Below are 24,783 nucleotides of genomic sequence, written 5' to 3'. Positions count from 1 at the left end.
TAAATACGTCCGTTTTAGTCCGGACAGCCGCGAGGCGAGTTCCGGCTGGCGTCCTATTGTTGCAACAATTTACGTTTGGTCTTAAGGATTCGCGTCGGCGTCTGCACCTGCGGCACCTTCGGTGCCCTCGGCGCCTTCCGCGCCCTCGGCCTCGTCCGGCTCCTCGCCATTGCCGCCGTTGTCGGCATCGCTTTCAACGATGCGCTGCAATCCGGACAGCTTGGTGCCCTCGTCCACGTTGATCAGCGTGACACCTTGGGTGGCGCGACCCATTTCGCGGATTTCCGCCACACGGGTACGGATCAGCACGCCGCCGGTGGTGATCAGCATGATCTCGTCCTCGGGCGAAACCAGTGCAGCAGCCACCACACGGCCGTTGCGCTCGCTCGTCTGGATCGCAATCATGCCCTTGGTGCCACGGCCATGTCGAGTGTACTCGGCGATCGGGGTACGCTTGCCGTAGCCGTTCTCGGTTGCGGTCAGCACGCTGCCGCGCACGCCCGCATCGGCCGCTTCTTCAGCGGTCTCGGCCGGCGCCACCAGCATCGCGATCACGGCCTGGCCATCTTCCAGGTTCATGCCGCGCACGCCGCGCGCCTGGCGGCCCATCGGACGCACGTCGTTCTCGTCGAAGCGCACGGCCTTGCCGGCGTCCGAGAACAGCATCACGTCGTGCTGGCCGTCGGTCACGGCCGCACCGATCAGGTAGTCGCCTTCATCGAGGTCGACCGCGATGATGCCGGCCTTGCGCGGGTTGGAGAACTCGGTCAGTGCGGTTTTCTTGACCGTGCCGCGCGCGGTCGCCATGAAGATGAAGTGCTCGGCGTCGAACTGCCGAACCGGCAGGATCACATTGATCTTCTCGCCTTCCGACAGCGGGAACATGTTGACGATCGGCCGCCCGCGCGAGTTGCGCGACCCTTGCGGCACCTCGTAGACCTTCAGCCAGTACAGCCGGCCGCGATTGGAGAAGCACAGGATGTAGTCGTGGGTATTGGCCACGAACAACGTATCGATCCAGTCGTCTTCCTTGGTCGCGGTCGCCAGCTTGCCCCGGCCGCCACGCTTTTGCGCGCGGTATTCAGAAATCGGCTGGCTCTTCATATAGCCGCTGTGCGACAGCGTGACCACCATGTCCTGCGGGGTGATCAGGTCCTCGGTATCCAGTTCGGTTGCGTTGAGCTCGATCTGCGAGCGCCGCTCATCACCAAATTCGGCGCGGATGGCCGTGAGTTCGTCGATGATGATGGTGGTAATGCGTTCGGGGCGCGCCAGGATATCGAGCAGGTCGGCGATTTCCGCCATGATGTCGCGGTATTCCTGGACGATCTTGTCTTGTTCGAGGCCAGTGAGGCGTTGCAGGCGCATTTGGAGGATTTCCTGCGCCTGGCCGTCCGACAGCCTGTACAGGCCGTCGGCCTGCATGCCGAACACCGCTGGCAGCCCATCGGGCCGGTACGACGCGCGCCCGCCCGGGGTTTCGCCTTCCGCCCGTGCCAGCATTTCGCGGACCAGGGCCGAATCCCACGCCTTGCTCATCAGTTCCTGCTTGGCGATCGGCGGCGTCGGGGCGGCCTTGATGATGGCGATGAACTCGTCGATATTGGCCAGCGCGACCGCCAGGCCTTCCAGCACATGGCCGCGCTCGCGCGCCTTGCGCAGTTCGAACACCGTGCGGCGGGTAACGACCTCGCGGCGATGCGCCAGGAAGTACTCCAGCATCTGGCGCAGGTTCAGCAGGCGCGGCTGGCGGTCGACCAGCGCCACCATGTTCATGCCGAAGGTGTCCTGCAGCTGGGTGTTCTTATATAGGTTGTTGAGAACGACCTCGGGCACCTCGTTGCGCTTGAGCTCGATCACCACCCGCATGCCGGACTTGTCCGACTCGTCGCGGATATCCGAGATGCCTTCGATCTTTTTCTCGGTGACCAGCTCGGCAATGCGCTCCAGCAGGGTGCGCTTGTTGACCTGGTACGGCAGCTCGTCGACGATGATGGCTTGGCGCTGGCCCCGGTCGATATCCTCGAAGTGCGTCTTGGCGCGCATCACCACGCGGCCGCGGCCGGTGCGGTAGCCTTCGCGGACGCCCTGAATGCCATAGATAATGCCGGCGGTCGGAAAATCCGGAGCCGGAATCAATTCAATCAGCTCGTCCACCGTCGCCTGCGGGTTGCGCAGCAGATGCAGGCAGCCGTCGACGATTTCATTCAGGTTATGCGGTGGGATATTGGTGGCCATGCCCACTGCAATACCCGACGAACCGTTGATTAGCAGATTGGGAATACGCGCCGGGAGAATCGAGGGCTCTTTTTCAGAGCCGTCGTAGTTGCTGTCGAAATCGACGGTTTCCTTGTCGATGTCATGCAGCATCTCGTGGGCGATTTTCGACAGGCGGATTTCGGTATAACGCATGGCCGCGGCGTTATCACCGTCCACGGAGCCGAAATTCCCCTGGCCATCGACCAGCATGTAGCGCAGCGAGAAGTCCTGCGCCATGCGCACGATGGTGTCGTAGACCGCGGTATCGCCGTGCGGGTGGTACTTACCGATCACATCCCCGACGATACGGGCCGACTTCTTGTAGGCGCGGTTCCAGTCGTTGTTGAGCTCGTGCATCGCATACAGCACGCGCCGGTGCACCGGTTTCAGGCCATCCCTGACATCGGGAAGCGCGCGCCCGACGATCACGCTCATGGCGTAATCCAGGTAGGAGCGGCGCATTTCCTCTTCTAGGGAGACCGGAAGGGTTTCTTTTGCGAATGGATCCATTGCGGCGTGGTTTATGCGGCAGGTTTAAGCAAATGACAGGCCTTTGGCACGCGGCGCCGGTGGGCGCCTGACGGCTGGGCAACGTGCCATTCTAACATGCCGGCACCCCCTCCCCGGCGCTCTCCGGACAGGCCCCGCAGCGGCCCGCGGAGGCCGCTGCTGAAACCCGGAATCCCTGATGCCACAAGGCTTTGCGGGCGATACAAGACCCATGTTGCACAAACACCACAGGCCCAAAACCCGTGCGGCGAATCGAATATATTTACTTCTTAGGAAACGACCCTTGTGGCACAATTCCCCAGCGAAGAGCCAGACATTGTTCGAAGTGGAGCATCCACCACATCGAGAATGTTATACTCCGAAGAATGTATGACTTGTTTTCGTCCATTTGCTCGCAGTAACCCTGCGGTGATCTCATCCTGAGAGGAGAAATATGAAAAAATTTGCCAAGCTCGCGCTCGTTGCAGCTACCGCAGTAATGGCTGCATCCGCTCAAGCTCAGTCCGTCCCTTATGAAAAGAAGGCAGTGAACGACAACTGGGGCAACGGTACGAGCGAGTACGTGTGGAAGAATGGCACGAACGAGCTCTGCTGGCGCGACAGCTCCTGGACCCCGGCCACGGCCAACGCGCTGTGCGACGGCGCCCTGGCTCCGGCTGTGGCCGCTCCGGCTCCGGCTCCGGTGGCTCCTCCGGTGGTTTCGAGCGAGAAGGTCACTTTCGCTGCTGACACCCTGTTCGACTTCGACAAGGCTGTGCTGAAGCCCGAAGGCAAGGCCAAGCTGGACGACCTGGTCTCGAAGCTGCAAGGCATCACCCTGGAAGTCATCATCGCCGTTGGCCACACCGACTCGTTCGGCTCGGACAAGTACAACGATCGCCTGTCGATCCGCCGCGCTGAATCGGTCAAGGCTTACCTGGTGAGCAAGGGCGTTGAAGCCAACCGCGTCTACACCGAAGGCAAGGGCAAGCGCCAGCTGAAGGTCGATCCGAAGTCGTGCAAGGGTAACCGCAAGTCGCAGATCGCCTGCCAGCAGCCGAACCGCCGCGTGGAAGTCGAAGTGGTCGGCACCCGCAGCGCACGTTAATCGGAACCCTTCCGATCCAAGAAGCCCAGCGCAAGCTGGGCTTTTTTTTTGGTACAGTTGCCCGGACTGTCCCCTTCCTCCACCCGCCGCGGCCAGTGCCGCCGGACCCGCATACGATGACGTTGCAATCGCAAACCCTCCCCGCAGCCGACGCCGCCAGCCAGCACCCGCCGCGCCGGAATGCCGACCCCAAGGAAATCGATAAATTCAGCGAGCTGGCCCACCGCTGGTGGGATCCGCAAAGCGAGTTCAAGCCGCTGCACGAGCTGAACCCGCTGCGCCTGGGCTGGATCGATGGCATCGCCGCACTGGCGGGCAAGCGGGTGGTCGACGTGGGCTGTGGTGGCGGCATCCTGTCCGAGAGCATGGCACGCCTCGGTGCCACCGTGCGCGGCATCGACCTGTCCAGCAAGGCGCTCAAGGTGGCGGACCTGCACAGCCTGGAGTCGGGCGTTGCCGTGACCTACGAGGAGATCGCCGCCGAAGCGCTGGCCGCGCGCGAGCCGGCCAGCGTGGATGTGGTCACTTGCATGGAGATGCTCGAACACGTGCCGGATCCGGCTTCGATCGTGCAGGCATGCGCGACGCTGGTCCGTCCGGGCGGCCATGTGTTCTTCTCGACCATCAACCGAAACCTGAAGGCCTACCTGCTGGCCATCGTCGGCGCCGAATACGTGCTCAACATGCTGCCGCGCGGCACCCACGACTACGAAAAGTTCATCACACCCTCAGAGCTGGCCCGCTTCGCGCGCCAGGCCGGCCTGGACCTGGTCGAGATGCGCGGCATGACCTACAACCCGCTGTCGCAGGTCTATAGCCTGGGCCGCGACACGGACGTGAACTACCTGATGGCATTCCGCCGGGTGGCGGCATGACCGCGGCGATCGCAGGGGTCTTCTTCGATCTCGACGGCACCCTCGCCGACACCGCGCCGGACCTGGCTGCGGCGGCGAACCGGCTGGTGGTCGAACGCGGCCGCCCACCGGTGGCCTATGACAAGCTGCGCCCCGTGGCCTCGCACGGCGCGCGCGGACTGCTGGGCGCGGCGTTCGGCTTGCGCCCGGAGGACGCCGAATTTCCGGCCCTGCGCGATACCTTCCTGGATTACTACGAGGCCGACATCGCGGTGCATACGCGCCTGTTCGACGGCATGCCGCAGGTGCTGGCCGCGCTCGAGGCGGCGGGGATCCCGTGGGGCATCGTGACCAACAAGATCGCGCGCTTCACGGTGCCGCTGGTCGCCGCGATCGGCCTGGCGCCCCGCGCCAGCGCCGTGGTCAGCGGCGACACCACGCCGCACGCCAAGCCCCACCCCGCCCCGCTGCTGCATGCCGCCGCGAGTGCCGGCGTCGACCCGAGCCGCTGCGTCTACGTGGGCGACGACCTGCGCGACATCCAGGCCGGCAAGGCCGCGGGCATGATCACAGTGACCGCCGCCTACGGCTACTGCGGCGACGGCGACCCGCCCGAGGCCTGGGGCGCGGACCACCTGATCCGCCACCCGGCCGAGCTGATTCCGCTGCTGGTGCCCGCCGCGATCGCCTGAAAGTGCGCTGGCAGTATCCAGGCACCGGGCCTGGAACTCCCCAAGACAGCTTGCGTCCAACCGGGTACAATCCAGCTTCCTCACTGGGGCCGACCTGGTTTCGACGTGGGTTACAAAGCAGTGGAGGGCATACCGAGGACCCGTCACCTCGTTAATCAATGGGAATGCAATAACTGCTAACGACGAACGTTACGCACTGGCAGCCTAAGGGCCGCCGTCCTCGCACTGGCTCGCTGACGGGCTAGGGTCGCAAGACCACGCGAGGTCATTTACGTCAGATAAGCTCCGGAAGGGTCACGAAGCCGGGGACGAAAACCTAGTGACTCGCCGTCGTAGAGCGTGTTCGTCCGCGATGCGCCGGTTAAATCAAATGACAGAACTAAGTATGTAGAACTCTCTGTGGAGGGCTTGCGGACGCGGGTTCGATTCCCGCCGGCTCCACCAGTATTCAGTCCGACGCAGTACCAGCAGGACCAGAAACCCGCGACAGCTCAGGCTGCGCGGGTTTTTTCTTTGCCCGGCGCCGCCGCTGGCATGCGCCGGGAAAAAACAACATCCCCAGATTTGGGGATGCCGGGCCCGCCATGCAGGCCCATGATGCGATGCGGGCGATCCGCGACTCGCCCGCTGCCACTTCGAGCCCTCGTCCACCCGGCCGAGGGCTTTTTCTTTTGGTGCGACGGCCAGGGACGGGAAAATTTCCGACCCCAAAATAGGCCAAGCCTTATCGCTTCACGAGTGTGCCGATCCTATCGTAGCAAGGAACTTTGACCGGCATGTCGCTGGTTGTCATTGGCCTGCCTCGCACTCGCCGCGGGAGCTGCGCGGGGCAAGCCGCATTCCTGACCCTGCTATGAACCGATCCCAACTCTTCCATTTCCTGCGCCGCTGGCTGGTCATAGTGGCGAGCTTCGGGGCACCGCACCTGGCCCATGCGAAGTGCACTGCCACGCCATCGTTGCCTTATGACCAGACCCTCGACAGCATGGCGATCGCGGTCAACCTTGCCGAGGGCAGCACGATTCCCGGAACGGTACGCAGCTACCAGTTCAGCGGCAGCTGCACCAACGTGCTGCCCTGGGTGGTGCCTGGCGCCCCGATCGTCTCGTGCTACTACGGGTCCGGTACCGAAGTAAGGCCAGGCGTCTATTCCACCGGTGTCCCGGGCGTTGGCATCCGCCTGCGCAATGCCGCTGGCCAGCCGATGACCAATGCTTCGGGGGTCTGGTGCGACACCCGCTTGGCCAACCTGGGCAACCTCAATGCCGACCTGACCTATTCCGTATCGGTGACCATCGAGTTCGTCAAGACCGGGCCGATTTCGACCGGCAACCTCGACCCCGCCCAGACCCGCTTCGGCTTCGGGGTCTATAACGGGTCGGTGGAAGGCGCGCTGGGCGGCACGGGTAACCGCGACAACTACATCGGCTTTTCCGGCACCATCGCCACGCGCGAAATCGCCTGCAATGTCGTCGCGCCCACCACGGTGAACCTGCCCGCGATCAGCGCCAGGACGCTTGCGACGCAAGGCTCCGGTGGCAACACGCCATTCGCCATCCAGTTGAGCTGCAACAGTGCGGCCATCGTCGGCATGACGCTGGACGCCGCCGCCGGCACGCCGGTGCTGTCGACCGCGTCCGGCATCCTCGGCCTCAGCAATGCCGGGACCCCCGGCGCGGCGGGCGGCGCGGGCGTGCAGATCATGAATGCCAGCGGCACCGCGCCGGTACCGCTGCAGGTGCGCAATGCCATGGGGAGCATCCAGGCCAACGTACCCGCCACCTATCGCTTCGGCGCCCGCTATGCCAGCCTCGGCGGCACCCCTTCGCCGGGTAACGTCAGCAGTTCGATGGTGTTTACGCTGGACTACCAGTAAGCGCTATCGCGGCAGTGACGTACCGGAGGCATGGTTCATCGCTACATCCCGGAACCGAAGGACTACAATAGCCCGCTGCAGTCCTTCAAGGCTTTCGCGATGTCCGACCATCCCCGCTTCACCATCAACCGCTCCATGATCGCCCTGGTTCCGGAACAACCGTTCCTGGACTGGATCCAGGCGGTCGATCCCCAGCCTGTGGCCGGCCTCACGCTGGAGCAGGTGCGCGAAGACCAGAGCGTGTTCCTGCTGCCCGAGGAACTGGCTGACACGCACGAGAACGCCGTCCGCTGGGTCGAGAAGCGCTGGCAGGAATTCTTCGAATTCATGCTCGGCGAATGGTTCGACGACTCGGCCTGGCCCGAGGAACTGTCGCTGAAGATGTTTCGCGAGTGGTTCAGCGTGCGCTATCACTCGATGGTGTTCGACATGGCACCCGACGTGCCGGTGATGCACGACGACTGGGACGACGAGGACGATTCGTCCGAGCTGCTGCACTGACCTCCCGGCCGCCCTTCAAAGGAAGCGGTCAAGTATCTTGCGGCTGTGCTTGTCCAGCGCCGTCAGGTCGCGGATCAGGTAGTGGATGCCGTGCGTGTCCGAGATCAGCAGGGTGCTGCCGGCCAGGCGCCGGATCGCCTCTTCGCCGCGCAGCACCAGGTCGGTCTGGCCGCGGTCGGTCTTGACCGTCCACACACTGGGGGTGGCGTAGGTCGACACACTGACGATGCGCTCGATTTCCGGCATGAACTCGCGCGAGGCCAGCTCCGCCTCGATCATGTCGCGCTCGGCGATCGGCAGGTCTTCCAGCCGCGGAATCCATACCACCTCGTGCCCGTCGGCGCTCATCATGCCGATGCCGCCCTGCGGCGCCGAGATCGGGAAGGCGCGCACCGGCACCACGCCTTCATGGACAGTGCCGTCCTCGGCGATCAGCACCAGGCGGCCGAACGGGTTGCGGTCCAGCGTGAACACGGGGGTCGGCGCGGCGGCGGCAATGTCATTGGGCATGGGCGGTCTCGGGGATCTGGATCGGCTCTTCGGCGTCGTCGTCTTCGGTATCGACATTGCGCGCCTGCGCCTGGTAAAGCTTGTAGTACGCGCCTTCGCGCAACAGCAGCTCGTCGTGGCTGCCCACTTCGACGATCTGGCCGCGGTCCATCACCACCAGCCGGTCGGCCTTGCGCAGCGTCGACAGGCGGTGCGCGATGGCAATGGTGGTGCGGCCCTGCACCAGGTTGTCGAGCGCCTTCTGGATTTCCTTCTCGGTGGCGGTGTCGACCGACGAGGTGGCCTCGTCCATGATCAGGATGCGCGGGTTGATCAGCAGCGCGCGCGCAATCGAGATGCGCTGGCGCTCACCGCCCGACAGCGCCTGGCCACGCTCACCCACCAGCGAGTCATAGCCGTGCGGCAGGCGCAGGATGAACTCGTGCGCATGCGCGGCGCGCGCGGCGGCGATGATCTCCTCGCGCGTGGCGTCTGGCTTGCCGTAGGCGATGTTGTCGGCGATCGTGCCGAAGAACAGGAACGGCTCCTGCAGCACCAGGCCGATATGGCGGCGGTACTCCGATACCGGCAGCGAGCGGATATCGACGCCGTCCACCCGGATCGCGCCCTCCGATACGTCGTAGAAGCGGCAGATCAGGTTGACCAGCGTGCTCTTGCCCGAGCCACTGTGCCCCACCAGGCCAATCATCTCGCCCGGCGCGATCGACAGGTTCAGCCCGCGGATCACCGCGCGGTTGCCGTAGCGGAAGCCCAGGTCGCTCATGTCGATGGCGCCTTCGACCTGGTCCAGCTTTGCCGGGCGCACCGGCTCCGGCACGCTCGACACATGGTCGAGGATGTCGAAGATGCGCTTGGCGCCGGCAGCGGCCTTCTGCGTCACCGAGACGATGCGGCTCATCGAATCCAGCCGCGTATAGAAGCGGCTGATATAGGTCAGGAACGCCAGCAGAACGCCCACCGTGATGGCGCTGTGCGACACCTGCCAGATGCCGAACACCCACACGATCAGTAGACCGATCTCGGTCAGCAGCGTCACCGTCGGCGTGAACAGCGACCACACCGCGTTGACGCGGTCGTTGATCGCCAGGTTGTGCTTGTTGGCCTCGCGGAAGCGCGTGACTTCGCGCTTTTCTTGGGCGAACGCCTTGACCACGCGGATGCCGGGGATGGTGTCGGCGAGCACGTTGGTGATCTCCGACCAGATCCGGTCGATCTTCTCGAACCCGTGGCGCAGGCGGTCGCGCACCAGGTGGATCATCCAGGCGATAAACGGCAACGGCACCAGCGTCACCAGCGCGAGCCACGGGTTGATCGAGACCAGGATCACTGCCGTCATCAGGATCATCAGCACGTCGGTGGCGAAGTCCAGCAGATGGAGTGACAGGAACACGCAGATGCGGTCGCTTTCCGAACCGATGCGCGCCATCAGGTCGCCGGTGCGTTTGCCGCCGAAATACTCCAGGGACAGCTTTAGCAAATGTTCATACGTGGTCGTGCGCAGATCCGCGCCGATGCGCTCCGATACCCGCGCCAGCAGGTAAGTTCGCGCCCATCCCAGCGACCACGCCACCAGCGCGGCGCCGAGCAGCCCCGCCAGGTAAAGCCGCACCAGCCCATAGTCGATCGGCACGCCGTTCTGGAACGGGATCAGCACCTTGTCCATCAGCGGCATGGTCAGGTATGGCGGCACCAGCGTGGCGGCGGTCGACAACAGCGTCAGGAGAAAGCCGCCCAGCAGTTGCCAGCGGTATGGCTGGGCGAAGCGCCATAGCCGCAGCAGCGCCCAGGTCGACGGCGGCGTTTCCAGCTCGCGGCTGCATTGCGGACACTGTTCCTCGTCCGGCGGCAGCGGCGCCTTGCAGGTCGGGCACAACACCTCGCCGGCCACAGTGACCGGACGCGAGGCGGCGGCGTCGCGCTGGGCCTCGAACTGGTCCGCCAGCCGCAGAGCGGCGGGATTGTAACCAAGCGTATATCGCCAGGTGGCGAGCCGGCCGGCCGGGCCGGTCAGTTCCAGCGTGCCCACCCCCGCGTGGTCGGTATGCGACAGGCGCAGCGCCGGGGCGATGTTCCATTCCCGCACATTTTTTTCGCCGGGGGCGCGGGCAACGATGCGCTGGTCGGTCACAACCAGCCACCCTTGGGTAAAATGCAGCCTCGCGTCGAGGTCCAGCGCCAGTCCGGCCAGGACAGTCTCGCCGGGTCGGAGCCACGATCCGGCTTCAGTCCGCCAGGGTTCATCGGCGGCGGTGGCGGTAGGGACAGGCAGGGAGGACTGGGTCATGGATGGCGCGGCGTGCGTCCAGGGATTGCGGACATAACTTGAAACAATTTAGACCGGGCACGCGCTGGCGGCCCGCGAATTCGCCCGCAGTATACATAACGACGAACGCGCGGGTAGCCCTGATGCATTGCACAATCACTTTTACACCAAGAAAGTCAACCCGCTCCGTGCTGTAACGTTACTGAAAGGTTAGGCTTCCATTTCTCGGGCGTTCCGCCCACTGCCTCAAGCTAATTCAATGAAAAAGAAGGACATTGAGATTTTCGATGTCATGTCGCTGCGCGGCCCGAATATGTGGACATATCGGCCCGTTCTGGAGGCATGGGTCGATATCGGGGAACTGGAGGACTTTCCCTCCAACACGATTCCGGGGTTCTACGAGCGCCTGTCGGCCTGGCTGCCGTCGCTGATCGAGCATCGCTGCAGCATTGGCGAGCGCGGCGGCTTCCTGCAGCGGCTGAAGGAAGGCACCTGGCCGGGCCATATCCTGGAACACGTGACGCTTGAGCTGCAAAACCTGGCGGGGATGCCGGGCGGCTTCGGCAAGGCGCGCGAAACGCCGGTGCGCGGCGTCTACAAGGTGATCGTGCGTGCCTGGCACGAGGAAGTCACCCGCGCCGCCCTGTTCGGCGCGCGCGACCTGGTCATGGCCGCGATCGAGGACCGCCCCTACGACGTCGCGGCCACGGTGGAGCATCTGCGCCGCCTGGTCGACAAGCATTGCCTGGGCCCCAGCACCGCCTGCATCGTCGATGCCGCGGACGACCGCGACATCCCGGCGATCCGCCTGTCGGACGGCAACCTGGTGCAGCTGGGCTATGGCGCGCGCCAGCGCCGCATCTGGACCGCCGAGACCGACCGCACCAGCGCCATCGCCGAAAGCATCTCGCGCGACAAGGACCTGACCAAGAGCCTGCTGGAATCCTGCGGCGTGCCGGTGCCGGAGGGCCGCCTGGTCGAATCGCCGGAAGACGCCTGGGACGCCGCCGAGGACATCGGCGTGCCGGTGGTGGTGAAGCCCTATGACGGCAACCATGGCCGCGGCGTGTTCACCAACCTGATGACCCGCGAGGAAGTGGAAACCGCCTATGGGGTGGCCATCGACGAAGGCAGCGGGGTCATCGTCGAGCGCTTTATCCCGGGCAACGAGCACCGCCTGCTGGTGGTGGGTGGCCGCCTGGTGGCCGCTGCCATGGGCGAGACCGCCAGCGTGGTCGGCGACGGCAAGTCCACCATCGACGAGCTGATCGAGCTGCAGATCAACTCCGATCCGCGCCGCGGCAGCACCGAGGACCACCCGCTCAACCGCGTGCGCCTCGACTCCGCCGCGCGGCTGGAGCTGAAGCGCCAGGGCATGGACGGCAGTTCGGTGCCGCCGGAAGGCCGCACCGTGCTGATCCAGCGCAACGGCAACGTCGCCTTCGACGTCACCGACCGCGTGCACCCCAGCGTGGCCGCGCATGCCGCGCTGGCCGCGCGCGTGGTGGGCCTGGACATTGCCGGCGTGGACCTGGTGGCCGAGGACATCTCGCGCCCGCTGCATGAACAGCGCGGCGCCATCGTCGAAGTCAACGCCGGCCCCGGCCTGCTGATGCATATCAAGCCCGCCGAGGGCACGCCGCGCCCGGTGGGCCGCGCCATCGTCAACCACCTGTTCCCCGAGTCGGAAGACGACCAGGGCCGCATCCCGGTTGTGGGCGTGACCGGCACCAACGGCAAGACCGTGGTGGCACGGCTGGTGGCGCGGCTGCTGCAGCTGTCGGGCAAGCATACCGGCCTGGCCTGCAGCGACGGCCTGTTCCTGGACCGCCGCCAGGTCGAAAGCGGCGACCGCGCCAACTGGGAAGCCGGCCACCGCATCCTGATGAACCGCGCGGTCGAGGCCGCCGTGTTCGAGAACGACAGCGGCAGCATCCTGTCCGAGGGCCTGGCCTATGACCGCTGCCAGGTCGGCGTGGTCACCAATTTCGACCAGCCCGACCATCTCGGCGACTATTACGTCGAAGACGAAGACCGCATGTACAACGTGCTGCGCACGCAGGTCGACGTGGTGCTGCAGAACGGTGCCGCCGTGCTCAACGCGCGCGACGCGCGCCTGGTCGAGATGGCCGAACTGTGCGACGGCGACGTGATCTTCTTCGGCCTGACCCCGGAACTGCCTGCGATCATCTCGCACCGCGCCGCCGGCAAGCGTGCGGTGTACGTGCGCGAAGGCAAGATCGTGCTGGCCACCGGCAACAGCGAGACCGCACTGGTCGACGTGGCCGCGGTGCCGCTGACCTACGCCGGCCGCGTCGCGTTCCAGATCGAGAACGTGCTGGCCGCGGTCGCCGCCGGCTGGGCGCTGGGCATCTCCAATGACCTGATCCGCGCCGGCGTGGTGACCTTCGATGTGGGCCAGGTCGACGTGCCGGGCCGCTTCACGCTGTTCGAGCGCAACGGCGCCACGGTGGTGGTCGACGACGCCCACAACGCCCCCGCGCTGGAAGCGCTGGCGGCCGCGCTGGAGCGCTTCCCGACCGAGCGCCGCATGGTGGTCTACGGCGCCGGCGTGCAGCGCCGCGACGACGACCTGGTGCGCCAGGGCAAGGTCCTGGGCCAGCATTTCGACCGCGTGTTCCTGTGCGAGGATCGCAGCGTCAAGCGCGCCCTGCCCGACGCCGAGGCGCGCGCGCTGCTCAAGCAGGGCCTGTACGAAGGCCGGCGCGTGACCAAGATCATCGACGAAGGCACCCGCGCCAGCGCCATCGAAGCCGCCCTGAGCCAACTGGTGCCGGGCGACCTGCTGGTCCTGCAGTGCGACGAGGCCGCCACCGGCGCCACAGTCGACCTGGTGCACCACTGGATGGGCCAGCCCGCCCGCCGCGCCTGACGCCCCCAGCCCAACCGCGCATAGAAGACACGGAAACCGTTCTATGGAAGTCTCCCGAATCCGGGCCCTGCGGGGCCCGAACCTGTGGTGCCGCCACACCGCCATCGAGGCGATCGTGGCATGCCAGGACACCGCCAACATGCTGTCGGCCCTGCCCGGCTTTGAAGACCGGCTGCGCGCCCGCTTCCCCGAGATCGGGCCGCTGCGCCCGGACGAGGAATCGGTCGAGCTGTCGCTGGCCCACGTACTGGAAGTGACGGCGCTGCGCCTGCAGGCGGCTGCCGGCTGCCCGGTCACGTTCAGCCGCACCGCGCAGACGGTCGAGCCCGGCATCTACCAGGTGATCGTGCAATACAGCGAGGAAGAAGTCGGCCGGCTCGCCTTCGAACTGGCCGAGGCGCTGTGCCAGGCCGCCCGTCACGACACTCCCTTCGACCTTGCCGACGCGCTGCACCGCCTGCGCGAGCTGGACGAGGACGTGCGCCTGGGGCCGAGCACCGGCTCGATCGTCTACGCCGCGGTCGCACGCGGGATTCCGTACCGGCGCCTGACGCAGGGTTCGATGGTGCAGTTCGGCTGGGGCAGCAAGCAGCGCCGCATCCAGGCGGCCGAGACCGACCGCACCAGCGCCGTGGCCGAGTCGATCGCGCAGGACAAGGAACTGACCAAGAGCCTGCTGCACGCCGCCGGGGTGCCGGTGCCGCTGGGCCGCTCGGTGCGCAGCGCCGACGAAGCCTGGGCCGCGGCGCAGGAAATCGACGCGCCGGTGGTGGTCAAGCCGCGTGACGGCAACCAGGGCAAGGGCGTGGCGGTGCGCATCCGCACCCGCGAGGAAGTGATGACGGCCTACGAGGTCGCCTCGGACATCAGCTCCGACGTGATCGTCGAGCGCTATATTCCGGGCCATGATTTCCGCCTGCTGGTGGTCGGCAAGCAGCTGGTCGCGGCCGCGCGCCGCGATCCGCCGCAGGTGATCGGCGACGGCGTGCACACCGTGCGCCAGCTGGTCGAGGAAGTGAACCGCGACCCGCGCCGTGGCGAAGGCCACGCCACCTCGCTGACCAAGATCCGCTTCGACGATATCGCGCTGGCCACGCTGGCCAAGCAGAACCTGACCGCCGATTCCGTGCCGGCCGCCGGTACCCGCGTGGTGCTGCGCAACAACGCCAACCTGTCCACCGGCGGCAGCGCCACCGACGTGACCGACGACGTCCACCCGGACATCGCCGCGCGCGCCGTGGCCGCGGCGCAAATGGTGGGCCTCGACATCGCCGGCGTCGACGCGGTGTGCGAGACCATGCTCAAGCCGTTCGAGGAACAGGCCGGCGGCATTGTCGAGGTCAACGCCGCGCCGGGCCTGCGCATGCACCTGCAGCCGTCGTACGGCAAGGGCCGCGCGGTCGGCGAAGCCATCGTCTCGACCATGTTTGCCGACGGCGACGATGGCCGCATCCCGGTGGTGGCGGTATCGGGCACCAATGGCAAGACCACCACGGTCCGCCTGATCACCCACATCATGGCCAGCAGCGGCCTGCGCATGGGCATGACCGGCACCGACGGCGTCTATATCCAGGGCGAGCGCATCGACACCGGCGACTGCAGCGGCCCGCGCAGCGCGCGCAACGTGCTGCTGCACCCGGACGTGGACGCCGCCGTGTTCGAGACCGCGCGTGGCGGCCTGCTGCGCGAAGGCCTGGCCTTCGACCGCTGCGACGTGGCGGTGGTGACCAACGTCGGCGAAGGCGACCACCTGGGCCTGTCCTACATCAACTCGGTGGAAGACCTGGCGGTGCTCAAGAGCGTGATCGTGCAGAACGTCGCGCCGCACGGCATGGCCGTGCTCAACGCCGCCGATCCGATGGTGGTGCGCATGGCCGACGCCTGCCCGGGCAGCGTCACCTTCTTCGCGCACGATCCCGACCAGCCCGCCATGGCCACGCACCGCGCGCAGGGCAAGCGCGTGGTGTTCGTCGACGGCGCCGACATCGTCGCCGCCGAAGGCGATGCCGAAGTGCGCATCGCGCTGGCGGAGATCCCGCTGACGCGCAACGGCACCATCGGCTTCCAGGTCGAGAATGCGATGTCGTCGATCGCGGCGGCGTGGGCGCTCGGCATCGACTGGGCGGTGATCCGCCGCGGGCTGGCCACCTTTGTCAACGATGCGCAGACCGCGCCCGGACGCTTCAATGTGTTCGATTACCGCGGCGCCACGCTGATCGCCGACTACGGCCACAACCCGGATGCAATCCTGGCGCTGTGCAATGCGATCGAATCCATCCCGGCCAGGCGGCGCGTGGTGGTGATCAGCGGCGCGGGCGACCGCCGCGACGACGACATCCGCCGCCAGACCCAGATCCTGGGCGGCGTGTTCGACGAGGTCGTGCTGTACCAGGACCAGTGCCAGCGCGGCCGCGCCGACGGCGAAGTGCTGGCGCTGCTGCGCGAAGGCCTGCAGGGCGCGCAACGCGCCAGCCAGGTCGAGGAAATCCGCGGCGAGTTCCTCGCCATCGATACCGCGCTGTCGCACCTGCAGCCGGGCGACCTGTGCCTGATCCTGGTGGACCAGGTGGAAGAGGCGCTGGGGCATATCGCCGGGCGCATCGCGCAGGGCTGAACGGTCCGCTGATGCACAAAGGCCAGCTCCGTGGAGCTGGCCTTTTGCTTTGGCGCGGGTCTCAATGCCGCCCCGGCAGCGACAACCTCCGCTCCAGCCGGTGCTGCAGCCCTGACAAGCCCGTGCTCAATATCCAATAGATCGCCGCCACCGCCAGATACAGCGGCAACGGCTGGTAGGTGGCGGCAATCACCTCCTGCGCGGTGCGCAGCAGCTCGGTGACGGTAATGACCGATACCAGCGACGTATCCTTGATCAGGCTGATCAGGCTGTTCGACAGGCTTGGCACCGCCAGCCGCAGCGCCTGCGGGCCCACCACGTAGCGCAGCGCCTGCGCCGGCGTCAGGCCCAGGCTGTAGGCCGCCAGCCACTGCCCGCGCGCCACGCCCAGGATGGCGCCGCGCATGCTCTCGGACAAATAGGCGCCGACGTTCAGGCTGAGCGTCAGCACGCCCGCGGGGGTCGGCTCCAGCGCGATGCCGATGCCGGGAAGCCCGTAGTAGACCACGAAGATCTGCACCAGCAGCGGCGTGCCGCGCATGATGCTGACGTAGCCGCGCGCCACCGCCTTGAGCATCCGGCTATGGCTGATGCCCATCAGCGCCACCACCGTGCCCAGCATCAGCCCGAACACCATCGACCACAGCGCGAACTTGATGGTCAGCAGCGTGCCCTGCAGCAACACGGGCAGGGAGTCGATGACGAGCTGGAGAGCGGGCATGGCGTGGCGGCGCGAAAAGGATCAGCAATAAAAGGGCACAAAAGCAAAGCGGCGCGGCAGCCATGCAGGCCGCCGCGCCGCGACATGATAACGCCCTGCCGGTCGGCTTACTTGATCGGCTTGCCGGCGGGCTTGGTTACATCGGTGCCGAACCACTTCACCGACAGCTTGCCGAGCGTGCCGTCCTTGGCCAGTTCATCCAGCGCATGGTTGATCGCCTGCGCAAACTTGGGGTTGTCCTTGCGGAACGGGATCGCCACCTGCGTGGTGGCACCCGCCACGATCGCGCCAGGGCGCAGCGGCAGGTTTGCGGTCTTGACCAGGTACGCGACCATCAGCCGGTCGTTCAGTGCGGCGTCGACGCGCTGTGCCGCCAGGTCGCGCAGGTACTCGGGCGCGCCGGGATAGGTCTTGACGTCGATGCCGGCCACGGACTTGGCCAGGTCGTTGTAGTTGCTGCCCAGGCTGACGCCAAGCTTGTGGCCTTTCAGGTCTTCCAGCGACTTGAACTGGCGCTTGTCATCCTTGCGCTGGATCAGCTGCGCATCCGAGTAGACGTAGGGCGTGGAAAAATCCAGCACCTGCTGGCGCTGCGGCGTGACGTTGACCTGGTTGACGATGACATCGAACTTGCCCGCCTGCAGGCCGGCGATGATGCCGCTCCATTCGGTGGTGACGAACTCCGGCTTGACGCCGAGCTTGCCCGCCACCGCCCGCGCCACGTCGACGTCGAAGCCTTCCAGCTCGTTCTTTGCGCCACGGAAGCCGAACGGGGGATAGGTGCCCTCCAGCCCGATCTTCAGCACACCGGCCTGCTTGACGGTGTCGAGCAGGTCGGCGGCATGGGCCGCGGTGGCCGCCAGGCCGGCGCCGGCCACCAGGGAAGCGGCCAGCAGGGATTTGAACCAGCCAGTACGAAGCGATCGCATATGTTCTCCAGTCGATGCGGATAAGCAGTGTGGGGCAGCGCCGGCCCGCCTCTTTTGGAGCGCCGCCGGCTGTTGTGCTGCTATGAGCCTATATCGGGCTCAACACTACCGCAAACACTATCGAATGCTAAATATCGATTCATCATGGCTAAATAACCGCGGGGCCCGGTTCCGCCCCCGCGGCCCGCCCCGCCCTACTGGTAGGCCTTGTCGTTGGGCGCCGCGAACAGCGCCTTCATGTCGGCCGACAGCGGGTAGTTCATATTGATGCCGCGCGGCGGGATCGGCGCCATGAACCACTTGTTGTACAGCTTCTCGGCGCGGCCGCTGGTCTGCAGGTCGGCGATCACGCCATCGGCCAGCTTCTTGAACGAGGGATCGTCCTTGCGGAACATGCAGGCGTAGTTCTCGGTCTGCAGCGGCGCGCCCACCACCACCCAGTCGGCGGCGTTCTTGGCCTTGGTGCGCTCCCCGTACAGCAGCGGCTCATCCATCACGAACGCGGCGGCACGGCCGGTTTCCAGGATCAGGAAGGACTGGCCGTGGTCCTTGGTGCTGATCAGGTTCATGTTCATGGCCTTCTCGCCGTTCATCTTGACCAGCAGGCGCTCGCCGGTGGTGCCGGCGGTGGTGACCACGTTGCGGTCCTTCAGGTCGGCAAACTCCTTCACGCCCGAATCCTTCTTGGTCAGCATCTTGATGCCGTAGACGAACAGGCTGTTGGAGAACGCCACCTGCTTCTGCCGCTCGAGGTTGTTGGTGGTGCTGCCGCATTCGATGTCGATGGTGCCGTTCTGAACCAGCGGGATCCGGTTCTGCGAGGTGATCGGCGTCAGGCGCACCTGCAGGTTGGGCATCTTCAGCTCGCTCTTCACCTTGTCGACGATCTGCAGCAGGATCTCGTGCGAGTAGCCCATGACCTCCTTGCCGTCGGTGTACGAGAACGGGATCGACGATTCGCGGTAGCCAAGCGAGATCACCCCGCTGTCCTTGATCTTCTTCAGCGTGTCGCCGTCGGCGGCATGGGCCGCGCCGGCGGCCAGCAGCAGCGTGGCTGCCGCAAGCGCGCGGCGGGTGGCGGATCGGTGGGGGTGCAGCGTTTGCATGTGGCGCTCCTTGTAGTGGGGCTTGGTCATTGAGGCATGCTTCATGGACAGCTTCAGGTACTGCAGAGTTACCGGTACGGCAACAACCCATGCTCGGCCGCAGCGCTAGGCGCGGGCGGCGTCGAAATCTTCTGCGTCGATGGCGGGACGGCGCCCCGCCAGGCGGTCGGCCAGCAGGCCGGCACTGCCCATCGCCAGCGTGAAGCCCAGCGCGCCGTGGCCCAGGTTGAGCCACAGCCCCGACACCCGCGACGGCCCCACCAGCGGCAGGCCGTCCGGTGTGGCCGGTCGCAGCCCGGCCCACGGCTGCAGCTGCGCCAGCGGCTGGTCCGGCACGATGCCGGGAAACAGCGCGCGGGTCTGCGCCACCAGCGTGCCGACCCGTTCCGGGTCGATGCGGGTGCCGCCGCGCACCAGGTCGGCCATGCCCGCCACCCGCAGTGTATTGCCGATCCGGGCATAAACGATCTTGTTGGCAAAATCCGTCACGCTGACATGCGGCGCGGACGCGCCGCCTGCCAGCGGCACCGTGATGCTGTAGCCCTTGAGCGGCCACAGCATCGGCCGTACCCCGAGCGGACGCAGCAGTGGCACGCTGCCGATGCCGCCCGACATGATCACCACGTCGGCGGGCACGACCCCGGCCGGCGTGCGCACGCCGGTGACGCGGCCGCCCTGCTGCACCAGCCCTTGCACCACGGTGCCAAAGCGCAGCGACACGCCCGCGTACGCGCCATCTTGCAGCAAGCGTGCCAGCGACAGGCAGAAGCGATGGCAGTCGCCCACCTCCTCGCTCGGGGTATGGATGGCGCCGGCGATGTCGTCGCGGATGCCGGCCAGCGCCGGTTCCAGCGCCACGCAGGCATCGCGGTCCAGCGCCTGCTGCTCGCAGCCCAGGCTGGCCTGGTAGTCCAGCAGCCGGCAGGCCGACTCGAACGCCGCCGCGTCGCGGTGCACCACCAGCTTGCCGCGCCGCGCAAAATTGAAACCGGCGCCGCCGTCGTCACGCTGGTGCCGGGCCACGAAGGCCTGCATCAGGTCGCGCGAATAGAAGCCCAGCCGCAGCAGCTTGCGCGTGGTCGCCTCGCTGGTGGCGGCGTTGCAGGCGGACATGAAGGCGGCCAGCCAGCGCCACTGCGCCGGGTCCGCCGCCGGGCGAAATCGCATCGGCGAATCGCGCCGCAGCAGCCAGCCCGGCACCTTGGCCATGACACCCGGTCCCGCCAGCGGCGCCACGTAGCTGTAGCTGAGCTGCCCGCCGTTGGCAAAGCTGGTTTCCTCTCCGGGGCCGTCGTGGCGCTCGAGCACCGTCACCTGGTGGCCATCCTCGGCCAGGCGCCATGCCGTCGTCATCCCCACCACGCCCGCGCCCACGATCACCACCTGCATTGCCTTTCCCTTGCTTGCGTCCATCAGGCAGAGCGTAGTGCAAGCGCGCCGGCTTGCCCAATGCGAATACGTGCCAGAATATGTCTTCAGGCTATGGCTGCCCCCGCAGCCTTGCGCCCCCTCTCCACTACCCCGCGATGCCATGCGCCTGCGCCAGATCGAAGTGTTCCGCGCCGTGATGCTGACCGGCACCGTCAGCGAGGCCGCGCGCCTGCTGCACGTATCGCAGCCGGTGGTCACGCGTGTGCTGCAGCATGCCGAGACCTCGCTCGGCTTCCGCCTGTTCGAGCGCGTGCGCGGACGGCTGCAGGCCACGCCCGAGGCCAACGCGCTGTATGGGGATGTCGAAAGGCTATATGGCGAGATCGAACGCGTGCGCCGGGTCTCGGAAAGCCTGCGCCACAAGGGCACGGGCCGGCTGCGCGTGGCCGCCACGCCGAGCCTGGCCAACCCGCTGCTGGTGCCGGCGGTGCGCAGCTTCTGCGCGCGCCACCCCGACACCCAGGTGCAGGTGCTGACGCACCATACCGACGAGATCGTCGATGCACTGCTGGCCAACCAGATCGACCTCGGCTTTGCCTTCGCCCCGCCCCGCCACGAAGCCATCTCGAGCGAGCCGGTGGCGAGCGGCCGCATGCTGCTGGCGGTGCCGCGCGCGCAGCCGCTGCCCGCCGGCGGGCGCCGCCGCGTGGTGCCGATGCAGCGGCTGATGGAACGCCCCTTTATCGGCTATGACGACAACAGTTCGCTGGGCCTGCTGGTGCGCCAGACCCTGGCGCGGCACGCGCTGGAGCCGCGCTCGACGCTGGAGGTTCAGACCTACTCGCTGGCGCTGGCGCTGGTCGACGCCGGCCTGGGCCTGACGCTGCTGGACCAGTACACCGCGCTCAGCGCCAGCCCGGAGCGCGTCGCGCTGCATGACGTGGCGCCGGTGCTGCCGTTCGAGATCCAGATGCTGCGCGCCAGCCACCGCGCCGGCTCCAGCCTGGCCGACGACCTGCACGCGCAGTTCGCGCAGGCCGCCGCGGCGCTGGCGGCAACGCTGCCGCAACGGCTGGAAGCGCCGACGGCAAGCTTCGACGCCGCCCCCGCCAGGCGCCGCGACTAAGCGGAACACAGATTGACAGCCGCGCGCGCCGTGCACCATCATCAAGCCGCCTGCAGGCACAACCTGCCAGCGCAATCCTGCCCATGTTCGTCCTGACCCTGATCGTGCTCGTCCTTGTCAGCGCCTTTTTCTCGATCTCCGAGATCGCGCTGACCGCTGCCCGCCGCACCAAGCTGCAAGTGCTGTCCGAACGCGGCGACGGCCGCGCCACGCGCGTGCTGCTGCTCAAGGAAGAGCCCGGGAATTTCTTCACCATCGTGCAGATCGGCGTGAACAGCGTCGCCATCCTGGCCGGTATCCTGGGCGAGAAGCATGTGTCCGACCTGCTGCTGGAAACGCTGTCGCCCTACATGCAGGTGGTGCACGCGCAGCGCGTCGCCAATATCGGCTCGTTCCTGATCGTGACGCTGCTGTTCATCCAGTTCGCCGACCTGATCCCCAAGCGCATCGCCATGACCTTTCCCGAGGCCTGCGCGCTGGCGGTGATCGACCCGATGCTGACGCTGCTGCGCGTGCTCAGGCCGCTGGTGTGGGTCTTCAACGCCGCCGCCGATGCCATGCTGCGCCTGCTGCGGCTGCCGACCAAGCCGGTCGACCAGATCACCACCGAGGACATCGCCGCGATGGTCGATGCCGGCGCCGAGGCCGGCGTGCTGCACAAGCATGAGCTGCATCTGATCGAGAACGTGTTCGAGCTCGACTTCAAGGGCATCACCGCGATCATGACGCCGCGCGACGAGGTGGTCTACCTGAGCCTGGACGAACCCGCCGACAGCGTGCGCCGCAAGCTGGTCAACCAGCCGCACGCGCAATATCCGGTGTGCGGGCACGACCTCGACGACGTGCAGGGCTATATCGATTCCAAGGACATCCTGCAGCTGCTGCTGGCCGATGAAAGCGCCGCGGTGATGGGCAACATCGGCCGCCACCACGACAAGAACGTGCTGGTGATCCCCGACACGCTGACCCTGTCCGAATCGCTGACGCGCTTTCGCGAGATGCACCAGAGCTTTGCCGTGGTCATGAACGAATACGGGCTGGTGGTGGGCATCGTCACGCTGGACGACATCGTCGGCGCGCTGATGGGCGACATCCTCTATTCCAGCGAAGACGAGCAGATCGTGCGGCGCGACGACAGCTCGTGGCTGGTCGATGGCCTGACGCCGCTGGTCGACCTGAAGAAGGCGCTGGAGCTGGATACGCTGCCAGGCGAAGACTACGTCGATACCGCGGCCGGGCTGGTGATCTATGCGCTCAAGCGCATCCCGAAGAAGTCTGAGTCGATCACCGTGGCGGGCTATCGCTTCGAAGTGCTGGACATCGACCATCACAAGATCGACCAGTTGCTGGTGTCGCGCCTGCCGCCAGCACCCGAGGCGGAAGCGGCGGCGACGCCAGCGTAGCCGCGCCGGCCTGGCGATAGCGCTCGAGCGTGTCCGGCAGCCGGAACCACGCCACGTAGCCGAACGCCGCCACCACTGCAACCGCCGCCACCACACCGAGCCGCGACGGCGCCACCGAGCCCCGCGGCGCCGGTCCGTGCAGCGTGCGGTAGGCCGTGCCCAGCAGCGCGATCCACGCCAGCCCGAGCGCATAGCCCGCGGCCACGTCGGACAGCCAGTGCATGCCCAGGTACAGCCGCGACACGCCGATCGCCGCCACCGCCACCACGGTCAGCGCCAGCACCGGAATGCGCACGCGCCACGGCTGGCGCAGGCACATCAGGAAGGCCAGGAAGCCGTAGGTGACCATGCTGCTGGTGGCGTGGCCGCTGGGGAAGGAATACGACTCGAGGCCGCTGTAGATGCTGGCCGGACGCACCCGCGCCATGCCGAGCTTGAGCGCCATCACGCAGGCGCGCGCGCCGAGCAGCGCGGCCGCCCAGTACAGCGCCACGATCCAGGCCCGGCGCCAGCACAGCCACGCGAACACCGCCACGCCCACCGCCACCGAAATGCGCCCGCCGCCGAGCTCGGTCACGGCCACCATTGCCAGGTCGAGCCAGTCGCTGCGCAAGGCGCGCAGGCCCGCGTACACCTGCTGGTCGAGGCGCACCACGTCCGCGTTTTCCGCGACCTCGCCGGCCAGCCAGAACAGCGCGCTGCCGCACGCCAGCAGCACGGCGCCGGCGAGCAGCACCAGCAGCAGCTCGGCCACGTCGCGCTCCAGCACGCGCAGCGTAAGCGCGTCCAGCCGCCGCGGCCGCGCCGCCACGCGCGCCGACAGTGCGCCCGCGCCCCACACGCGCCAGCGGTCCAGCCAGCGCACCACGGGCCGCAACAGCGCCACCAGCAGCGGCACCAGGCCCAGCAGCAGCAGCGTCACCAGCGCGAACAGCGCAAGCAGACCCAGCGCCGTGCCCGGCGTAAGCCAGGCCTGCACCAGGGCGACCGCGCGCGCCGGCGCGTCAGCCACCGGCGGCCTCCGCGGTGCCGGCGCTGGCGCCGATCCTGGCGAGATTGGCTCGGGCCGGGCGCTCGCAATCGGCGAACGCCGCGGTCAGGAACAGTCGCGGGCGCTGCGCCAGGTGGCCCAGGAATGCCGCGCGGCGGCGCATGAACTCGGCCCACAGCGCATCGCCCTGCAAGCCGGTGCGCGCGGCCAGCAAGGCGCGGTTTTCGGCGAAGACGTCGAGGCTGTGGCCGTCGAACACGTCCGGCGGCGCGGCCAGCCTGAGCAGGTCGAGATCGAGCACGGTGTCCGCGCCCGCGCAGCTGGGTCGATGGTCGCGCGTATCGAGCACGATCCGCGCGGCACGTTCCAGCACCGCGCGTGCTTCACCTGGCGCAACGGATTCGATCATGGCGGCCGAGGCAGCCTCGTTGTACTCGCAGCCCGGCACATAGACCGCGTCGTGGCACAGCACCGCCAGCGCCTGCGCGCGGTCCAGCGTCACGCCGCGCACATGGGCGGCCTCAAACATCTCCAGGATATGGCGGCGGTCGTGGTAGCGGCGGTACGGCGTGTCGTGCAGCGCCAGCACGTCGAGCACCGCCTGGCGCGGCAGGAAATCCAGGCAGGCCAGCGCCGCGGGCCAGTCGGGCGCGAAGCGCGGCACCTCGCCCTGCGGCGTCGCCACCGGCTCGCTGAACACATCGGCGCGGCGCACCCACAGCAAGGACGGATCGCGCATGGCGCGGTAGACCACCACCGGCGCCAGGTCGGCCTCGAAGCGCCCGACGCCTACCGCCGTATAGGCGCCGCCCTTGTAGTGCCGGTACGGCATGCCGTAGACCAGGCCGGGATCGGCCGGCAGTTCGGACGGATCGCCATGAAAGACCTGGGAGGCCGGTGAGGCCGGTGAGGCGGCTGCTTTGTCGGTGGGCTGGGTCATGGTGCGGCATCCTGCGTTGCGGATCGCCATGATAGTGCACCGGCCGGCGCGCGCCGCCACCCTGTCGCCACCCGTGGCCGCAGCACAAAACCGGCCGCGGAAAAAAACAAAACCGACGCGCACTTTCGTGGGCGTCG

At 67.0% G+C, this 24,783-nt stretch carries 18 protein-coding genes and 1 other RNA gene; 10 read left to right on the top strand and 9 right to left on the bottom strand.

Annotation, left to right across the window (positions count from 1 at the left end; translation table 11 throughout):
• Positions 1 to 81: 81 nt before the first annotated feature.
• Complete coding sequence (gene gyrA / locus CBM2588_RS05425; protein WP_115679698.1) at positions 82 to 2,769, bottom strand: DNA gyrase subunit A; 2,688 nt, start codon at positions 2,767 to 2,769, stop codon at positions 82 to 84.
• 433 nt (positions 2,770 to 3,202) lie between these two features.
• Between gyrA and ompA the strand changes: the two genes are divergently transcribed.
• The 6 genes from ompA to CBM2588_RS05395 all read left to right on the top strand — a co-directional run bounded on the left by ompA (position 3,203) and on the right by CBM2588_RS05395 (position 7,779).
• A complete protein-coding gene (gene ompA, locus CBM2588_RS05420) occupies positions 3,203 to 3,856 on the top strand; it encodes an outer membrane protein OmpA (protein WP_012352078.1) in 654 nt (217 codons plus the stop codon).
• A 116-nt stretch (positions 3,857 to 3,972) separates the two neighbouring features.
• Complete coding sequence (ubiG, locus tag CBM2588_RS05415; protein ID WP_115679697.1) at positions 3,973 to 4,731, top strand: bifunctional 2-polyprenyl-6-hydroxyphenol methylase/3-demethylubiquinol 3-O-methyltransferase UbiG; 759 nt, start codon at positions 3,973 to 3,975, stop codon at positions 4,729 to 4,731.
• On the top strand, positions 4,728 to 5,402 hold the full coding sequence (gene gph, locus CBM2588_RS05410) for a phosphoglycolate phosphatase (RefSeq protein ID WP_115679696.1): 675 nt from the start codon (positions 4,728 to 4,730) through the stop codon (positions 5,400 to 5,402). The genes ubiG and gph overlap by 4 nt, the downstream gene beginning before the upstream one ends.
• An 85-nt stretch (positions 5,403 to 5,487) precedes the next feature.
• Positions 5,488 to 5,846, top strand: a transfer-messenger RNA (tmRNA) gene (gene ssrA / locus CBM2588_RS05405).
• 409 nt (positions 5,847 to 6,255) lie between these two features.
• Positions 6,256 to 7,278, top strand: a complete 1,023-nt coding sequence (locus CBM2588_RS05400; RefSeq protein ID WP_231942107.1) for a fimbrial protein — start codon at positions 6,256 to 6,258, stop codon at positions 7,276 to 7,278.
• 99 nt (positions 7,279 to 7,377) lie between these two features.
• A complete protein-coding gene (locus tag CBM2588_RS05395) occupies positions 7,378 to 7,779 on the top strand; it encodes a hypothetical protein (protein ID WP_115681406.1) in 402 nt (133 codons plus the stop codon).
• A 15-nt stretch (positions 7,780 to 7,794) separates the two neighbouring features.
• Here CBM2588_RS05395 and CBM2588_RS05390 read toward each other — a convergent pair whose 3' ends face one another.
• Entirely contained in the window at positions 7,795 to 8,289 is a 495-nt protein-coding gene (locus CBM2588_RS05390; protein ID WP_115679695.1) for a cyanophycin metabolism-associated DUF1854 family protein, read from the bottom strand.
• The gene (locus CBM2588_RS05385) at positions 8,279 to 10,573 is read right to left on the bottom strand and encodes a cyanophycin metabolism-associated ABC transporter (protein ID WP_115679694.1); all 2,295 of its coding nucleotides are present in this window, start codon (positions 10,571 to 10,573) and stop codon (positions 8,279 to 8,281) included. Before CBM2588_RS05385 ends, CBM2588_RS05390 begins: the two co-directional genes overlap by 11 nt.
• A gap of 238 nt (positions 10,574 to 10,811) precedes the next feature.
• Between CBM2588_RS05385 and cphA (CBM2588_RS05380) the strand changes: the two genes are divergently transcribed.
• Positions 10,812 to 13,445, top strand: a complete 2,634-nt coding sequence (gene cphA / locus CBM2588_RS05380) for a cyanophycin synthetase (RefSeq protein ID WP_115679693.1) — start codon at positions 10,812 to 10,814, stop codon at positions 13,443 to 13,445.
• A gap of 43 nt (positions 13,446 to 13,488) precedes the next feature.
• The gene (gene cphA, locus CBM2588_RS05375) at positions 13,489 to 16,059 is read left to right on the top strand and encodes a cyanophycin synthetase (RefSeq protein WP_115679692.1); all 2,571 of its coding nucleotides are present in this window, start codon (positions 13,489 to 13,491) and stop codon (positions 16,057 to 16,059) included.
• Between the two features lie 61 nt (positions 16,060 to 16,120).
• Here cphA (CBM2588_RS05375) and CBM2588_RS05370 read toward each other — a convergent pair whose 3' ends face one another.
• The 4 genes from CBM2588_RS05370 to CBM2588_RS05355 all read right to left on the bottom strand — a co-directional run bounded on the left by CBM2588_RS05370 (position 16,121) and on the right by CBM2588_RS05355 (position 20,204).
• Positions 16,121 to 16,780: an amino acid ABC transporter permease gene (locus CBM2588_RS05370; protein WP_115679691.1), complete on the bottom strand. Its 660-nt coding sequence runs from the start codon at positions 16,778 to 16,780 to the stop codon at positions 16,121 to 16,123.
• A 107-nt stretch (positions 16,781 to 16,887) separates the two neighbouring features.
• A complete protein-coding gene (locus CBM2588_RS05365; RefSeq protein WP_115679690.1) occupies positions 16,888 to 17,709 on the bottom strand; it encodes a transporter substrate-binding domain-containing protein in 822 nt (273 codons plus the stop codon).
• Between the two features lie 194 nt (positions 17,710 to 17,903).
• Complete coding sequence (locus tag CBM2588_RS05360) at positions 17,904 to 18,815, bottom strand: glutamate/aspartate ABC transporter substrate-binding protein (protein ID WP_115681405.1); 912 nt, start codon at positions 18,813 to 18,815, stop codon at positions 17,904 to 17,906.
• 105 nt (positions 18,816 to 18,920) lie between these two features.
• The gene (locus CBM2588_RS05355) at positions 18,921 to 20,204 is read right to left on the bottom strand and encodes a D-amino acid dehydrogenase (protein WP_115679689.1); all 1,284 of its coding nucleotides are present in this window, start codon (positions 20,202 to 20,204) and stop codon (positions 18,921 to 18,923) included.
• A gap of 142 nt (positions 20,205 to 20,346) precedes the next feature.
• Here CBM2588_RS05355 and CBM2588_RS05350 point away from each other — a divergent pair, with 142 nt between their 5' ends.
• Both CBM2588_RS05350 and CBM2588_RS05345 read left to right on the top strand, forming a co-directional pair.
• On the top strand, positions 20,347 to 21,312 hold the full coding sequence (locus tag CBM2588_RS05350; protein ID WP_115679688.1) for a LysR family transcriptional regulator: 966 nt from the start codon (positions 20,347 to 20,349) through the stop codon (positions 21,310 to 21,312).
• A gap of 83 nt (positions 21,313 to 21,395) precedes the next feature.
• Entirely contained in the window at positions 21,396 to 22,715 is a 1,320-nt protein-coding gene (locus tag CBM2588_RS05345; protein ID WP_115679687.1) for a hemolysin family protein, read from the top strand.
• On the opposite strand, the gene CBM2588_RS05340 is transcribed toward CBM2588_RS05345, so the two are convergent.
• Both CBM2588_RS05340 and CBM2588_RS05335 read right to left on the bottom strand, forming a co-directional pair.
• Complete coding sequence (locus CBM2588_RS05340) at positions 22,597 to 23,727, bottom strand: phosphatase PAP2 family protein (RefSeq protein ID WP_115679686.1); 1,131 nt, start codon at positions 23,725 to 23,727, stop codon at positions 22,597 to 22,599. The two genes, CBM2588_RS05345 and CBM2588_RS05340, sit on opposite strands and share 119 nt — an antisense overlap.
• Positions 23,720 to 24,676 carry a DUF1653 domain-containing protein gene (locus CBM2588_RS05335; protein ID WP_115679685.1) on the bottom strand — a complete coding sequence of 319 codons (957 nt, stop codon included), beginning with the start codon at positions 24,674 to 24,676 and terminating at the stop codon, positions 23,720 to 23,722. The genes CBM2588_RS05340 and CBM2588_RS05335 overlap by 8 nt, the downstream gene beginning before the upstream one ends.
• Between the last annotated feature and the right edge of the window lie 107 nt (positions 24,677 to 24,783).

Source organism: Cupriavidus taiwanensis, from assembly GCF_900250075.1.
GTDB classification, from domain to species: Bacteria; Pseudomonadota; Gammaproteobacteria; order Burkholderiales; family Burkholderiaceae; genus Cupriavidus; species Cupriavidus taiwanensis_C.
This window is presented reverse-complemented; position numbering and strand designations above follow the sequence as displayed.

Coding starts and splice junctions, on each gene's coding strand:
- gyrA (WP_115679698.1), bottom strand. CDS start 2,769: ATGGATCCATTCGCAAAAGAAACCCTTCCGGTCTCCCTAGAAGAGGAA.
- ompA (WP_012352078.1), top strand. CDS start 3,203: ATGAAAAAATTTGCCAAGCTCGCGCTCGTTGCAGCTACCGCAGTAATG.
- ubiG (WP_115679697.1), top strand. CDS start 3,973: ATGACGTTGCAATCGCAAACCCTCCCCGCAGCCGACGCCGCCAGCCAG.
- gph (WP_115679696.1), top strand. CDS start 4,728: ATGACCGCGGCGATCGCAGGGGTCTTCTTCGATCTCGACGGCACCCTC.
- CBM2588_RS05400 (WP_231942107.1), top strand. CDS start 6,256: ATGAACCGATCCCAACTCTTCCATTTCCTGCGCCGCTGGCTGGTCATA.
- CBM2588_RS05395 (WP_115681406.1), top strand. CDS start 7,378: ATGTCCGACCATCCCCGCTTCACCATCAACCGCTCCATGATCGCCCTG.
- CBM2588_RS05390 (WP_115679695.1), bottom strand. CDS start 8,289: ATGCCCAATGACATTGCCGCCGCCGCGCCGACCCCCGTGTTCACGCTG.
- CBM2588_RS05385 (WP_115679694.1), bottom strand. CDS start 10,573: ATGACCCAGTCCTCCCTGCCTGTCCCTACCGCCACCGCCGCCGATGAA.
- cphA (WP_115679693.1), top strand. CDS start 10,812: ATGAAAAAGAAGGACATTGAGATTTTCGATGTCATGTCGCTGCGCGGC.
- cphA (WP_115679692.1), top strand. CDS start 13,489: ATGGAAGTCTCCCGAATCCGGGCCCTGCGGGGCCCGAACCTGTGGTGC.
- CBM2588_RS05370 (WP_115679691.1), bottom strand. CDS start 16,780: ATGCCCGCTCTCCAGCTCGTCATCGACTCCCTGCCCGTGTTGCTGCAG.
- CBM2588_RS05365 (WP_115679690.1), bottom strand. CDS start 17,709: ATGCGATCGCTTCGTACTGGCTGGTTCAAATCCCTGCTGGCCGCTTCC.
- CBM2588_RS05360 (WP_115681405.1), bottom strand. CDS start 18,815: ATGCAAACGCTGCACCCCCACCGATCCGCCACCCGCCGCGCGCTTGCG.
- CBM2588_RS05355 (WP_115679689.1), bottom strand. CDS start 20,204: ATGCAGGTGGTGATCGTGGGCGCGGGCGTGGTGGGGATGACGACGGCA.
- CBM2588_RS05350 (WP_115679688.1), top strand. CDS start 20,347: ATGCGCCTGCGCCAGATCGAAGTGTTCCGCGCCGTGATGCTGACCGGC.
- CBM2588_RS05345 (WP_115679687.1), top strand. CDS start 21,396: ATGTTCGTCCTGACCCTGATCGTGCTCGTCCTTGTCAGCGCCTTTTTC.
- CBM2588_RS05335 (WP_115679685.1), bottom strand. CDS start 24,676: ATGGCGATCCGCAACGCAGGATGCCGCACCATGACCCAGCCCACCGAC.